This window comes from Pseudidiomarina terrestris, from assembly GCF_030466405.1.
GTDB lineage: Bacteria > Pseudomonadota > Gammaproteobacteria > Enterobacterales > Alteromonadaceae > Pseudidiomarina > Pseudidiomarina terrestris.
Window position 1 is genome coordinate 220,342 of sequence record NZ_JAGGJF010000001.1, and the last position, 14,066, is coordinate 234,407.

Here is a 14,066-nt window from a genome sequence, read left to right on the forward strand (position 1 = left end):
TGGTACTTATCTGGGTGCGTTCGTTAAGAACAGGCCCATTAGTTTTGCCCAGCTGCGAAGCCGCGAGCTTCGGTGGTTTCATACAGGTGAATGCTTCGGTTCAACATTTGGCCGCCATCACGGGTGATGGGGTTCCAGGCGACGGTGCCGCGTGCCCTGGTATTGCGCACGAAGAACAGGTCAAATGGAATGCTGATGTAAAAGCCCTTGGTAAAACCGCCCTCGCCGTACTCCTCGCGAGAAACGTTGGTAAATGCGGCGTACGCGCCTGCGCGCACACCGGAATCAAATTGGTGCGACACGTCGAACTGCACGCCTTCATCGCCGGCTAAGAAACGCCCGGCCTGCACTTTGATAAGGCTGTTCGGCAGCAATTGCGGCTGCCAGTAGACGCTGGCATGGCCGGTCAGTACGTCGTAATCTTCGAAGGAAAAGCTGTTGCCTGGATCGCGTTGTTGTACGTAGTTCAGATCCAGGCCAAAGGCGACGCGTGAATTCAGTGGCCGATACAAGATCTCGCCGCCCACGCCGCCGAACATGCGCTCCAGATAGCCTCCGTACAAGGCGTAGTACCAGTTGGTAGCGGCTTGATCAATATAGCTAAGCTGCGCGTTCTGCAGCCACAAATCCTGATTGTCGGCGTATTCGCGAATGCGCGTGCGTACCCGTGGCAATGGATTTTCCAGGTCGTCGACCAGGAAGTTGAACTTGTCGTAGTTGTTGATGATGTTCAGACCCACTGTGCCGTTCAGCTTCAGGTTACGCGAAAAGTGATAGCTGCCATTGCCCATCACTGCCAGCTGGTAGATGTAAAAGTCTTCGGCGCCACCAAAGGCCTGGCTGATGTGGGGGGTGATGCTGTAGGCGAACTTGCTGGCCGTGGCCGTTGTGTTGTCTGTACCTGTTGCGCGGCTGTCGCGGGTGACGTGGCTGATGGTGATGGCATCGTCTTCTTCGCGGAAAAAGCGTTCGCCGCGTGCCGCCGATTTGTAATACGGTGCATTGACGTTGTACTGCAGCAGGTCAACGCCGTCGTTGGTTTCGGCAATCGCGTAACGCTGGATATCTTCTGGCAGTTCGTTGCTCAAAATGCGCGCGGCTTTTTTCACGGCTTCTTCGCGGTCACGATAGCGAGTTTGTTCTGCGTAGAAAGTGACATCCTTGCGCTCGTCGTTGAGCTGCACTTCTTTCACGCGGAAACCAGTCTCATTCAGCAAGTCCTGACTGAGCTTCTGAATATCCACATCATTGAAATTCTCTGCGCTACTGTATTTGGCGTCGCGTATCGGGGCTTCCGTTTTCACCTGATAGGCAGTTGCCAGATTGTAGCGGAAACTAAAGCCAAAGGTCATGGTGTTGCCACGCTGATAGCCGAGCTTCAGATTCAGGAAATCATTGATGGCGTATTCGGCGCCGAAGTTCCAGAAGCTGTCTTGCACGATCACGCGCGGGTTTTCTGGATCAATGGGGTTCGGCTGCCGTTCATTCTGGTAATCGTTGGGATCGTACTCGGCTTTTAGGCGCAGGCCATCAAGTGGTGTACGCCACTCGATGCCGCCGAAGGTTGCCGCCGGGCCTTTGAACATCTTGTCCCATTCTACATCGCCGCCTCCCGGTGAGCCTCTGCGCGGGCGTACGCAGAAGTCGTCGGCGATCTCGCAAAATGGGTTATAAGAGTTGTCGCGCTGACCTAAGTAGCCAAAGCCTAAGCCGAGGTGGAAGTCGAAGGTACCCAGGTGCTCGGTGCTGAGCGCTTTACTGGCAACGAAGTATTCGCCGCCGAACAAGCCGGTACCGCCGAGGTCTTGAAAGCCAACGGCCACTTCGGGTAGGTACCTGGACTCTTCATAGAGCCGGAATTTAAGGTCGAAGCCTTTGTCTTTCAGGGTTTGGTCGCCACTAAAGTCTTCGTCATCACTGTAAAACGAGTAACGTAAGTCGGTGTAACGCGCGGTGGCTTCCAGCCAGTCAAACACTTGCAAGGTGATGCTGGTACGGCGATAGTCGTCGGTGTCGCTGTAGCCGATGGTGATGTGGCCTTCGCTGTTCATCCGCGCTGTGCGTGTTTGCAGTAAGCCAACGCCGCCGAAATCGCTGCTGGTGTAAGGATCAGGCTCGTGTTCTTTGGCTACTGCGACATTGGTTGTGGCATCGAAGCTGGTGGCAAGCAGCGTTAGCAGGGCGCTGGCGAGCAGCGTGCGCTTGTGCGTGCGCTTGTGCGTGAGCGCCTTCATTGCTGCGCTCCTTGCTGGATTTGTGCTTGCTGGGCCTGGGCTTGTGCTTGTGCGGCGTAGTTCCAGTGTTGCAGGAACATCGCCAGTTGACTGTTCACTGTGCCAAAACCTGGTGGTAACTCATCTGCAGCAATGCTGTGCAGCACGATGCCCGGTTGGCCGTCGCTAAGTTCTTGTCCTTTTGGCAGCTGCCTGATGTCGCCGTTAGGCTGAATCAGCCAGCGTTCGGTCTTTACCGCATCTAGATTGCCGACACCAACCTGCTCGCTCGTAGCTGCGGCAAGCGTCACTTCGTATTCGTTGTCAGCATCGTGCGTATTGAGCATTGGATTTTGTTCCAGGGTCACCCGCATTTGCGCCGGGTCAATGCCATGCACGTAGCTTGCGCGCAGCGGCCACTGCTGAAATTGTTCGATGAGTTGTTCTGCCGCGTTCGCGTAGTTTGAGTTGCCATCATGGCGGTAAATCTCCGCCAGCATTCTCAGTTGTTTGAGCATACCGGCGTGACGCTTGGCAAAACGCTCGTCGAGCTTCTGGCTATGAATGCGCAGGCCCGGCCAGTAGCTATCCGGATAAAACTGTTGCGGCACGGCTTCCACAAATTGGCGCAAGCGCGGTGCTTTGCCGTTGTTGAGCGTTTGTACTGGAAGTTTAAACCGGGTGATCTTTGGCTCGCCGCGCGGTGCGTTCGGCTGCGCCAGGTTGACCATCTCGAGCTCGACGTAGCCATGCGCTGGCGTTAACCATTGCCGACTGCTGATAATGTACTTCTCGTCCAGGCTTAGGCGGTAGCTGTTGCTAAAGCGATAGCTCGCCTGCTCTTCACCTGCGACATATTCCGTCGCAACACCCTCTTCACCGAGATCACGGCCGTTGCGCTTTATGCTCGAGCTTAGCTGCAAGGTAACGATTTCGTATTCGGGATGGTGCGGATTGAAGTTGGCGACGGGACGTTGAATCTGAATGCTGCGTTGCCAGGAGCCCGCGCAAGTGTCTTGTTGGTTTTGCTGTTCGGCTTGATGTAGATAGCAGGCTAGAGGATCGTCGGCGAGGTTGGTGGTATGCAGCCGATTTTCACCGACCAAGCGACTCGTTCGAATCGCCCTTCCTTGCCACAAGGTCAATGCCTCGTTACCAGCAGAGTACCAATATTGCCCGTGCGTGCCGGTCGCGGCGAGCGCCAAAAAGGTGCGCGGGCCGTCGGCGAACTGCACGTAGGTCGCAGGATACGGAAAGCGTTGGAGCGTTTCCAGATCCGGTGCTTCAGGAGTATCCGCAAATAAAAACTGCAACGACTCGGTCGCTGCAGTTGTTTGCGAACTTTCCTGTGAACTAAAGACTGAACAGCCGGACAGCCCGATAAGGGCTGTGGCTATCACAAGGCCACGCATGGCTGTGATGGTCACTCAGTGCTAATTTTAGTTGTCTGAAAAAGTTACTGTTGTTGCTGAGCCGTCGTCATCGCTTGCGACAACAACAACGACCATACCGATAGCTGCTGCTGCGGCTACGGCTGCTGCGTAAGTCATTTGCACGCCACCTACACTAACCATTTTGGTAGCTGGAGTTGCATCTTGCATAACTGGCTTAGGCGCAGGCTTTGGCTCTGGCTTCGGCTCAGGATTAGCTACTGCAGAAGCGCTGAACGCCAATGCTGCGGCTGCTGCGATAGTTGTTAATAATTTCATGGTCAACTCCTTGTTTACTATAGCCCGCAGCTCTACTGCGGGTTGAACTTAAACGTCTCGCCCAAACTTGCTTTTGCACTGCTAACTTCAGGCGATACTGTTATTTTTTCCGTTGCTGTAACTTTAGCCTGTTACCGCCCCACGGGTCAAATTTTAATCTCTAGACACGCTACCGCCCTTAGGGTTCCCGCTCCTAAATGCGCCCCACTGCGGTGGGATAACTAATTTTCCATGCGCGATTATCCCACTTCCTGGTGGGAGTTTACAACGTTTTATTAACGTTCAATGCTTTTCAGGTCGAATTCTGCACGAACTTGCTTGTGCAAGAAATCGACCAGGACAATACACCGGGAAGGTCCGTCAAGCTTCACGATTTCGGCGATTAAGCCGCTGAAGGGACCGTCAAGGATCTGTACTTTGTCACCCACCTGCGGTACCGCGTGTCGCTGTAACTCCTTCACTTCACGGGAATCTTCGTCTAGTGATAACAAATCGCTTACAAGCTGACTTGAGATTTGTGCGGGCGAATCTCCGAACTGTAACAGCTTTGAGACTCCGAAGGTACTACGAATCTTATGAAAGTTTTGTGCGTAATCGGAGAACTTTACGAAAATATAACCAGGAAAGAGAGGCTCGCGTACCGCCACGCGCTTACCGCGCCGGATCCGCTCCAGCATAATCATCGGCAAAGCAGCATCAATCCCTTGATTTTCAAGGTTCGCCTGGGCGCGCAGCTCTTGTTTCGGCTTCGTTTGCGCCACATACCAAATTTCGCGCGTACCTTCTGACATTCTTGTCCCTGAATCCCCCACACTTCAATGCGCAACATTGTACACCCTCCCCCACCTCTAAGAAAGGGCAGCCCTCCCAATTTTCCCACCCCCTTCGAAGAAAGGGCAGCCCTTCCTTTTTCTACCCCTCGTTTTTAGGAAGGGCTGCCCTCTTTACAGTTATGTTTGTTATGTGTTGATATTAAGATAAGTATAAACATGGTGGAGTACGTTGTGGGAAAGAGCTATCAGGAGCATTTTGAACAGCGCGGTTCGGCCTATGACAAAGCGATGTTGCGCTTTCCGAAGGCGCGCCAGCAGGAGTTTGAGCAAGTCATTGCGGCGGCGCAAATCACTGCAGGCATGACGGTCGTCGATGTGCCAGCTGGCGGCGCCTACTTGCGTGAGTTCTTGCCCGCGGATGTCAATTACCAGGCGCACGAGCCCTGCGCCAGCTTCACCAACCACGGCATTGCGCCGCCACCAACAGGGGCTGCCCCTACTGGATCGGGTACCCCTAAACAAGAAAGGGCTGCCCTTGCTGAAAACGATGCGCTCCCACAGGGAGGGCTGCCCTTGCTTCCTTTGCCGTGGCGGGATGGGGAGGTGGATGCGGCGGTGAGTTTGGCGGGGGTGCATCATCTGGATGACAAGGTGCCGCTGTTTAGGGAGCTGAAGCGGGTGCTGAAGTCCGGCGGGCGGCTGGCGTTATCTGATGTTGCCAAGGGCTCGAAGGTTGCGAAATTTCTGGATGGTTATGTTGGCGATAACAACAGTACCGGCCATGAAGGGCTCTTCCTTGACCGCGACACCTTAAGCGAGCTGGAGCAGGCGGGCTTTGCCATCGAGCAGCGCCACCAGAATGACTTCCACTGGATATTCCCGGATCGATATAGCATGGCGGCGTTTTGCCATGAGCTGTTTGACCTGCAAAAATCCACCATTGCAGACACCCAACGCGCGATCGAAAACGAACTCGGCGTCACCGAGTACCCAGATGGGCGCGTCGGCATGCACTGGTCCTTGATGACCATTGCCGCGGTGGCCCGCCATGAGTAACCCCAGCAACCCAAAGAATCCATGGCTCGAAGCCGGTCCGTTCCGTTACGTGCCGGGCTACATCAATGGCCGGCGCCAGCCCTGTATGATCGTAGCCGTCAAACCGACACCGCAGCTTATAAAAGCCCTCAGCTCCGAGAACGCTGAGCTGAGCAACAGACTCGACAGCTTTTTCAACTGGTGGAACGAGCGGCTCTACGCAACAGCAACCGCAAAAACAACCCAGCCCGGCGCCGACTGGTCCAGTCTTGCCAACCATTTGGCGACGGGTACCACGCAAGTGCTTCGTTATTTAGGGCTGCCCTTGCTGGATGAGGTGCAGGTGGCGACGCCGCGGGCGGCTGACGAGGCATCGCAGCAATGGACCTCCATCACTCTGCCGCTGCCCCACTGTGAGCCGGGACTCGTGCTCGACGCCTGGCAACTGCTTGTGCAGGTGCTCAGCCAGACACTACAAACAAAAAAGCTGCCAGAGCCGCTGCTCCGCAAACAGCTGGATAAGTTAACAGAGGAAAAGCAGCACAGTATTAGCCCGTTGATGCTGAAGGCCGCCTACGATCTGGACCTGCCCGTCACACCGTTAAAAGGCATCATGACGCAATTTGGCCATGGCCGCCAAAGCGCTTGGCTGGAGCACACTTTCACCGAGAATTCTGCAAATTTGTCCGTGCGCATCGCCCGCAATAAATCTGACACCGCCATTCGCCTGCGCCAGATGTGCCTGCCCGTCGCCCCTCATCATGAAGTCGCGAATGTGAATGAGGCATTGCAGGCCGCGCAGGCGCTCGGTTATCCGGTGGTGGTGAAGCCGGTGGCCCTGGATGGCGGGGTCGGTGTGGCCGCGAACCTCGCCAATCAGCAAGAGGTTCGCGCTGCATATGCCATCGCCCAGAAGCAATCGCCGCGAGTCCTTATCGAAAAGCATGTCGCTGGCCGCGATTATCGGCTCACGGTGCTCGATGGCGAGATGATTTGGGCGGTCGAGCGCATTCCCGCTGGCGTGGTTGGCGATGGGCAGCACAGCATTGAGCAGCTAATTGCCAAAGAAAATCTTACCGACCAGCGTCGTCCTGGCCTGCAGCAAACCCTAAAGCCCCTTGCGATCAACAGCGAGGCGCGCCAACTGCTGCAATCCTCCAACCTACAACCGCAAAGCGTGCCCGCCAAGGGTCAGTTCGTTGCGCTAAGACGCACCGCCAATGTCGCCAATGGCGGACGGCCAAAAGTCGTGACCGAGCAGGTGCATCCGGACAACGCCGCGCTCGCCATAAGAGCAACTCAGGCACTGCGGCTTGATTTGACCGGCGTCGATCTGATCATTCCCGATATTTCCCGCTCGTGGCGCGAGCCGGGTAATCATGGTGTGGTCTGCGAAATTAACGCACAGCCGGATCTGGGCTCAACCACGGCGGCGCATCTCTATCCAATGGTGCTCAAAAAGCGAGTGAAAGGCAGTGGTCGCATTCCGATCATCGCGCTGCTCGGCGCGCCCAGCGACGAGCTGACCACACAAGTTGTGGCGGCATTGCAGGCACAAGGACTCCAATCTATAGGCTGGAGCGGTCATAACCGCGCGGGCATTAACGACGTCACCCTTAGCACCAATGGCAAGACCTTTGCGCACAGCATGATGCTGCTCACTGATCAGAGTGTCGATGCGCTGGTGCTGAATGTTTACGATGATGAGCTGCTAAAACGGGGGCTGCCCACCGACAAGATCGACTGGCTCGTGCTGGCTGGCAGCAAGCTGACCAGCCCGCAACTGCTGCAACCGCTAACCAGCATGATGCTCGGCGCCACCAGGAATCTAGCGCTGCTAAAAGAGTCAAACCTACAACCGCAAGGCCTCGAGCAAGCCCTGCCCACGCACCTGAAACTGCAAACCCTCAGCACCGCAGAATTCCTCAGCACCCTCCCCTAGCGAGCAAACTCGAAGGAAGGGCTGCCCTTCCTTCTCAACGCTCGCCGAAAGTGTAAGGGCTGCCCTTCCTTCTCAACGCTCGCCGAAAGTGTAAGGGCTGCCCTTTCTGGAGGGCTGCCCTTTCTGGAGGGCTGCCCTTTCTTACCAGCGGAGTTCGTAGGAGGCGATGAGGTTGCCGAATTCGTCTTTGCGGCCGGATTCGTAGGTGTCTTGCCAGGCTTGTACGCCGAGTTCGAGCAAGCCGGGGCCGATGGGGTAGAACACGGCGGCTTCGAACTGCTGGATGCGGGCGATGCCGGGGCGAAACTCAGGTAGGAGTTCAAAGCGTGCGGCGCGGCCGAAGTTGTTGTGGTCACGGCGGATGCGAGTGTCCTGAATACGGAAGTCCCAGCCCAGGCCGCTGTTGCGGAACGAGGCGTAGCCCAAGGTGGTCAGGCTGCGCAGGTCGCTGCGATCGTGTTCGGCGTAAAAACGCGATAGCTGTTCCGGTTCGGCGAAGCTCCAGTCGAGACCGACCATGTGGCCATTGCCACGCACGTCGTCGGAATCCGTGGAGGTCGCATAGCGTGCGGGCACGCGATGCTCGCTAATGCTACCGTAGAAATTAAACTGATACGGCAAGCTCAACCGCGCATCGAACACCAAACTCTCCGCGTCATCAGAAGCAGAAGCAGAACCAGAAGCAGAACCAAAGCCAGAAGCGCCACCAGACCCGGCCCCATCCAGCGATGACCGGGTAAAATGCAGGCCCAGCTCTAAGCGTTCATGGGCACGCCAACCAAGTCGCGCCCCGAAAGCTTCTTCCCGCGACCACAATGACAGCGAAGGGTCCACCAGAAACTTCTCTTCGCTCTCGCCATAAAACGCCGTAAAACTCAGCGCAGAAAAACGAGAAGCCGCCGATGGCGCATAAACTGTGCGCAAACTGCGTAGTGGCAAGGTACTCACCGTGTGCAAACCATCTTGCGCTGAGCCTGGCGACCACCAGGTGTGCAGCTGATCCACGCTAAACATCCAGTCGCCGACCATGCCCGCGGCATAACTGCCTTGCCAGGAAAGGTTGTCGGTGCGCACCCGTGGATTCAAACTCAGGGAGCTGTCGCGATAGGTGGTGCGCAGCCGGCCGGCTACGGACGAACCAATGCGCTCGTGGCTCAGGGCGACGGAAGCTTTGCCTTCCATCGGCCGCTGATAACTCGGCTGGGCGCCAGTGTCGGTCACACCGGCAACGCGTAACGAAGTATAGGCACTGCCTTTGTGATAATTCAGCAACGCCATCAATTTGTAGTAGGCAACTTGCTGTAGCTCAGTTAAAACCGCAGGGTCTAAGGCTTCCAGGTCCGCCAATAAGGGCCGCCACAGCACCGGAAAGGTGGTCACAGGGGCACGCAACAGTCCCGCATCCGCAAGTACCTGTAATGAATGACGCACATGCAGTTCCTCGGCATCCAGCCAGGGCGTCGCCGAGACACTGACAGGCCCCGTCAGCGCAAAAATTGCAACAATGACCGCCGCACCACGCTGCCAGATTCCACTACCGCGCACTTATTTAAACTCCCGCTCATGGAACCACAGGTTAAACGCCCACTTCTCGCCTTTGGTCACCGGCATGCCCGCGTGCAGGCTTTTCGGATGCACATCGGTCGAGCCGCGCACCACATTTTCGAAAAACAACAGGCGCCCGGGCTTGGGCTGCACGTTCAAATCCAGTTTCGGGAAGTAGGTCGAACCGCCGCCTTCCGGGGCGTTAATGTAGCCCAGCACCGTAACCAGGCGCTGGCCTCCGCGGGCGGTGCAACGTTTGCCTCGCTCGGTATTCATGTCGTACGCATCAAAGTGCGCCCGGTATTCTTCGGTCTCGCCGTAATGGATGACCTGAAAACTCTCCGCATTTTCCAGCGGCAGACCGACCTCATTGGCAATGCGCGAACCTAAATAAGTCACAATCATGTCATGGGTGTGGCCAATCCAGGCCAGCTGATTGGTCCGTGCTTTGCTCAATACGCCCTCTTTATCAGAGCTGACCTTGGCCCGGGCCATCTGCTTTACCGCAGCATTGACCAGGTGCTTACCTTCTGACTCGGTAAAAAAGTCATCCATGATATACACCGTCGGGTCTTTGCATAAAATGTGCGTGGTTGGGTTATCCATTTACATCCTCTTGATAATGCTGTCGGTGCTGTCATCAAACGATTCGTCGCGCTGGCCGTCCAGTACCGCCAGCACTTCTTTGGCAACCTTCTTGCCATGTTCTACGCCGGGCTGGTCAAAGGAGTTAATGTCCCAAATCACGCCCTGGGCGAAGACTTTGTGTTCGTAGGCTGCGAGTAAAGCGCCAAAACTTTGCGGGGTCAGCTCATCGACATACAGCAGATTCGACGGGTGCTTACCCGGGTAATGATCACCGTTGCCAAACCACATCAGCCGGCGATGCGCCAGACAGTTAGCGACCGACAGCCGTTGCTGACTGATCAGGCCTTCTTGTACCGCGGCAGAAAACCCGGGGGCCTGGCGATGCAATACCGCCACAAAATCGGCGGCAAAGTCATCGTAGCCCTGATGTAAATGCTGAAAAAACGCATGCTGGCCATTCGGGCCAAAACCACCCCAGATGATAGGTCCTGTTGGGTAGTCGATCGGACTCCCATCGCGAGCCACCTGCTTACCGTTGGATTCCATATCCAGCTGCTGCAGATAGCTTGGCAGGTAGCGCAAGCGCCCGTCATAGGGCAGCACCGCGACATTATTCAGGCCACGCTCTTCGCGGTTGTAAACGCCATGCAAAGCCAGCAGCAAAGGAATATTTTCCAGCAGTGGCGCCGAGCCAAAGTGCTCATCCATAAAGCGCGCGCCGTCGAGCATTTTGGCAAACTGATTGGCACCGATGGTCAGTGCAATCGGCAAGCCAATGGCCGACCATAGGGAATAGCGACCGCCGACGGAATCAGCGAAGCTCAGTTGTTGGCTCGCCGGAATACCGAATTCGGTCATCGCCTGATTGTTGCTGGAAACACCAATCACGTGCTTCTCGAGCCACGCGGACTCTGCCAGTGCTGGCGCGATCCAGCGTTTCACTGTTTCCACATTCGCCAGCGTATCGATGGTGCCAAAGCTTTTTGAGGCGATAATAAATAAGGTGGTTTCAGGGTCGACGATCGGCAGGACCGCATACAGCTGGCCGCCGTCCATCGAGCTGACAAAATGCACATCGAGCTTGTGCTCAACGTTATCGTCGGCAAATTCCCGTAAGGCAAAACTGCCCATCATGGGCCCGAGATCCGAGCCACCAACGCCGATATTCACCACATCAGTAATAGGTTTACCAGTCGCACCCAGCCACTTGCCGCTACGCAGCAGACGTACCACTTCGGAGAAACGGTTGCGCCCGCCTCCTGCCGCCACCACCGAGTGCCGGCTGCGATTGAGCACGTGCGTAACCTTACGCCCTTCGCTGGGGTTGTCGTACTCACCGCGTAGCAGCAGTTTACGTTGCTCGTCGAAGTTCGACGGCAAACGCTTCGCGGCATAGGCTTGCAACTCGTCAGCGCTCAGGCCCTGAAAGGTATTATCTAAATTTAGGTGCTCCGTTGTTACCTGCATTCGTCATCCATTTCTGTCGTCGTCGATTACAAACCGCTCAGTGCGGCCAGCGCAACACCAACCTGATACATAATCTGCGTGGCGGTGGTCCAGACTTCGATGTTGTTCATGTACTGGGTGTCCATGGGCACTACGATGGTGTCGCCTGGCTCGATTTGCTGGTAGGAACCCGAGGCGAACCACGAGCGGCGCTCAGGCACAGTCACCCGACCGTTGGCCTTCACGATATAAATACGCTCGTCATCGGCTTTCTGACGCATGCCACCGGCGCGCTGGATATAGTCTTCCAGGGACACGCCCGGCTGATACTGATAGGAACTTGCCAGCTGCACTTCGCCAATAATAGAAACCGTATTCTGCACCGTCGGCACATGCAAACGATCGCCATCTTTCAACTGCAGCGAGGAACCACCGTCGGCAATCACGCTCTTCAGATCAATGATCAGGCGCCCGACAGCGTCGATATTGGTGAGATCACGTAATAACTGATTCATCTCCGAATAAGCGACTTGTGCGCCCGTATCGGTGATCACGTTCGACGCAATTTCGCGGCGTAACTGCTGCGCCAGCTCGTCTAAGCGACGGCGTTCGGCATCGCGCAAATCGACGCGCGTGAAGATGGCACCGTCAATAAATGCGTATTCTGTCAGGCCACCCGCCCGTTCGAGCAACCCTTCTAAGGTCTCGCCGCGGCGAATGGTATAGGTCCCCGGGAAGCGCACTTCGCCTTCCAGGCGCACTTGCAAGGTGTTCTGCCACTGCGGAATCGACAGGATCTGAATCCGGTCCCGGCCTTTTAGCGGTACCTCTAACTCGTCCCGCAACACATGCGCCAGATTAAACGGACGATATTCAGCCGAAGCCTCACCATCCGCTATTACCGTACGCGTGATTTCAGCACGAGCTAAGTAAGCGGACTCTTTCAGCCCGCCGGCAGCAACAATGGCTTGTTGCGCATCGGCGTCAGCGACTAACGGATAAATGCCCGGATAACGCACTTCGCCGTCAATATAAACCAGCGGCAAGGTCCCCGTAGAGCTGTATTGATTGCGCAGCTGATACAAAATCGGCTGCAGCAAATTATGCCGGGAGAATTTCGCGTAGTAATCTTCCGAACGTTGCTCACGTTCATCGGTGATGGCAAACAATGAGCTCAACTGATCGTCAAGTTCCGCTGAGCGCTCAGGGGTGGTCTGCTCGAGCAATTGGTCAAAAGCTAAATCATCGGTGATCAGTTTTTGCAGGTATTGCTTACGATAAACGTCCAGCACCCGCTCACGCTCTTCACGCGCCCGATCGCTTTCGGTTTTCAGCCAGGCACTTAGCTGGTTTTCTTCTGCCTGCGCGGCTTCATAGCGGCTAAACACCACCACCTGATCACGCGGCTCTAAGCTCAGGTTCTCTGCAGCGACGCCATTGATCGCAGCCGCAACATCAAATTGCAGGACCTTGATCATGCGCCGGTCATTGCTACGGCGCACCACAATGCCATAGCTTAAATCGGTAATTGGCAACAATGCCCCTTCCACCGAAGGCAGTATGTCCTGCACCGTCAAATCGTCACGCCATTCGTACACGCCCGGACGCACTGCCGCGCCAACCAGCATGACACTATCGACGGTATCTTCGGCAACGGACAACACTTTAATTGCATCACCACCTTGCAGCGGCTGGGTCACATCAGTGCGCGTCAAATCAATGGTCTGCACCCGCCGCGAACCGTCGCTAATACGTTGTAGCTGCACCGATTTACGGTAGGCCGTCGGCAGCAGGCCACCGGCATAACTCAACGCATCCGCCAAGGTCTCTCCGGGTAGCATTTCATAGATGGCCGGACGCAATACTTCACCGGCAATGCTGACCATATCGCCGCGCGTTGGAATGAACACCACATCACCGGCCTGCAAGCGGAGGTCATTGGAGGCATCGCCTTCGGTCAGTAACTTATAAAGGTCGAAAGTGACGACGGTTTTACCATTGCGCTTGAGCTGCACGTTACGCAGCGAGGCAATATCACTGACACCACCGGAAACAAACAGCGCTTGGCTCATGGTGGTCAGCGAACTCACGGTGTAGGCGCCAGGTTTGTAGGCTTCACCCACCACAAAGATCTGCATGCTACGCAGCTCACCCATGGACACTGCCGCTTCCATACCGATCATGCGCTCACGCACTGTGCTTTGGATTAAGGCTTTGGCTTCGTCGTAGCGAAGTCCGGCGACGGTAATAGGGCCCAGGTTCTCAATAACAATCCGGCCTTCATTATCGATGGCAGCTTCGATACTGCGGTTTTCTTTGCCGTAAAGCTGGACGCGTAAGGTATCACCCACGCCCAGTAGATAGTTTGAAGGCACCGGTGCATTGGCCATAGGCGCAAAGGTGCTCGGCTCGCCCTGAAACAGGTTGTAGCCAAACGGCTGCAATTCTTTATCGTCTTCGGCTAAACGCTCGGCCAGTTCACCTGGGCTGAGTTCGTTTAATGGACGGGTGTCGACCGTTTCACGCTCAGCCATGGCGCTGCTACGCTCACCGGTGGTGGCCGTTGGCGCAGGCTGGGCCTTAGAACTTTTCATCATGGCTTCGATGTCACTTAAGTTGACACCAAACTGCCGCGCAATGGCTTCTTGCTGCGCCCGAGGAAGTTTCTGGATCTGTTGGATTTGCTGTGGTGTAAGGCTAGATAGGTCTTGTGCCTGAGCGCGCGGAGCAGTTGTCACTGCAGCTGCGAAAAGTAGACACGCCAGCCCGGCTGCCGTTAGCGTTGTTTGCAACCATGCTTTCACGCCGTCTTCCC

General features: G+C 56.0%; 10 protein-coding genes. 2 read left to right on the forward strand and 8 right to left on the reverse strand.

Features of this window, described 5'->3' with window-relative positions; translation table 11 throughout:
* Nucleotides 1-38 precede the first annotated feature (38 nt).
* From J6J34_RS00995 to rfaH, 4 genes are all read right to left on the reverse strand, one after another.
* Complete coding sequence (locus J6J34_RS00995) at nt 39-2,234, reverse strand: YjbH domain-containing protein (protein ID WP_301898346.1); 2,196 nt, start codon at nt 2,232-2,234, stop codon at nt 39-41.
* Nucleotides 2,231-3,640, reverse strand: coding sequence for a YjbF family lipoprotein (locus tag J6J34_RS01000; protein WP_301898347.1), 1,410 nt, complete (start codon nt 3,638-3,640; stop codon nt 2,231-2,233). The genes J6J34_RS00995 and J6J34_RS01000 overlap by 4 nt, the downstream gene beginning before the upstream one ends.
* A 12-nt stretch (nt 3,641-3,652) precedes the next feature.
* Nucleotides 3,653-3,922: a hypothetical protein gene (locus tag J6J34_RS01005; protein ID WP_301898348.1), complete on the reverse strand. Its 270-nt coding sequence runs from the start codon at nt 3,920-3,922 to the stop codon at nt 3,653-3,655.
* Nucleotides 3,923-4,197: 275 nt separating this feature from the next.
* The gene (gene rfaH / locus J6J34_RS01010) at nt 4,198-4,713 is read right to left on the reverse strand and encodes a transcription/translation regulatory transformer protein RfaH (RefSeq protein ID WP_301898349.1); all 516 of its coding nucleotides are present in this window, start codon (nt 4,711-4,713) and stop codon (nt 4,198-4,200) included.
* Between the two features lie 213 nt (nt 4,714-4,926).
* On the opposite strand from rfaH, the gene J6J34_RS01015 reads away from it, so the two are divergent.
* Nucleotides 4,927-5,751, forward strand: a complete 825-nt coding sequence (locus J6J34_RS01015; RefSeq protein ID WP_301898350.1) for a class I SAM-dependent methyltransferase — start codon at nt 4,927-4,929, stop codon at nt 5,749-5,751.
* Nucleotides 5,744-7,672 (forward strand): ATP-binding protein, encoded by a 1,929-nt coding sequence (locus tag J6J34_RS01020; protein ID WP_301898351.1) that lies wholly within the window; start codon nt 5,744-5,746, stop codon nt 7,670-7,672. The genes J6J34_RS01015 and J6J34_RS01020 overlap by 8 nt, the downstream gene beginning before the upstream one ends.
* A 141-nt stretch (nt 7,673-7,813) precedes the next feature.
* Here J6J34_RS01020 and J6J34_RS01025 read toward each other — a convergent pair whose 3' ends face one another.
* From J6J34_RS01025 to J6J34_RS01040, 4 genes are read right to left on the reverse strand one after another with little or no spacing between them, the layout of a single operon-like run.
* On the reverse strand, nt 7,814-9,217 hold the full coding sequence (locus J6J34_RS01025; RefSeq protein ID WP_301898352.1) for a hypothetical protein: 1,404 nt from the start codon (nt 9,215-9,217) through the stop codon (nt 7,814-7,816).
* On the reverse strand, nt 9,218-9,823 hold the full coding sequence (locus tag J6J34_RS01030; protein ID WP_301835985.1) for a 2OG-Fe(II) oxygenase: 606 nt from the start codon (nt 9,821-9,823) through the stop codon (nt 9,218-9,220).
* Entirely contained in the window at nt 9,824-11,272 is a 1,449-nt protein-coding gene (gene pgi, locus J6J34_RS01035) for a glucose-6-phosphate isomerase (protein ID WP_301835986.1), read from the reverse strand.
* Between the two features lie 26 nt (nt 11,273-11,298).
* Nucleotides 11,299-14,055 (reverse strand): SLBB domain-containing protein, encoded by a 2,757-nt coding sequence (locus J6J34_RS01040; protein ID WP_301898353.1) that lies wholly within the window; start codon nt 14,053-14,055, stop codon nt 11,299-11,301.
* Nucleotides 14,056-14,066 lie beyond the last annotated feature (11 nt).

Excerpts from the sequence above, each read along its gene's own strand:
- pgi (WP_301835986.1), bottom strand. The coding sequence starts at position 11,272 with ATGCAGGTAACAACGGAGCACCTAAATTTAGATAATACCTTTCAGGGC.
- rfaH (WP_301898349.1), bottom strand. The coding sequence starts at position 4,713 with ATGTCAGAAGGTACGCGCGAAATTTGGTATGTGGCGCAAACGAAGCCG.
- J6J34_RS01020 (WP_301898351.1), top strand. The coding sequence starts at position 5,744 with ATGAGTAACCCCAGCAACCCAAAGAATCCATGGCTCGAAGCCGGTCCG.
- J6J34_RS01030 (WP_301835985.1), bottom strand. The coding sequence starts at position 9,823 with ATGGATAACCCAACCACGCACATTTTATGCAAAGACCCGACGGTGTAT.
- J6J34_RS00995 (WP_301898346.1), bottom strand. The coding sequence starts at position 2,234 with ATGAAGGCGCTCACGCACAAGCGCACGCACAAGCGCACGCTGCTCGCC.
- J6J34_RS01005 (WP_301898348.1), bottom strand. The coding sequence starts at position 3,922 with ATGAAATTATTAACAACTATCGCAGCAGCCGCAGCATTGGCGTTCAGC.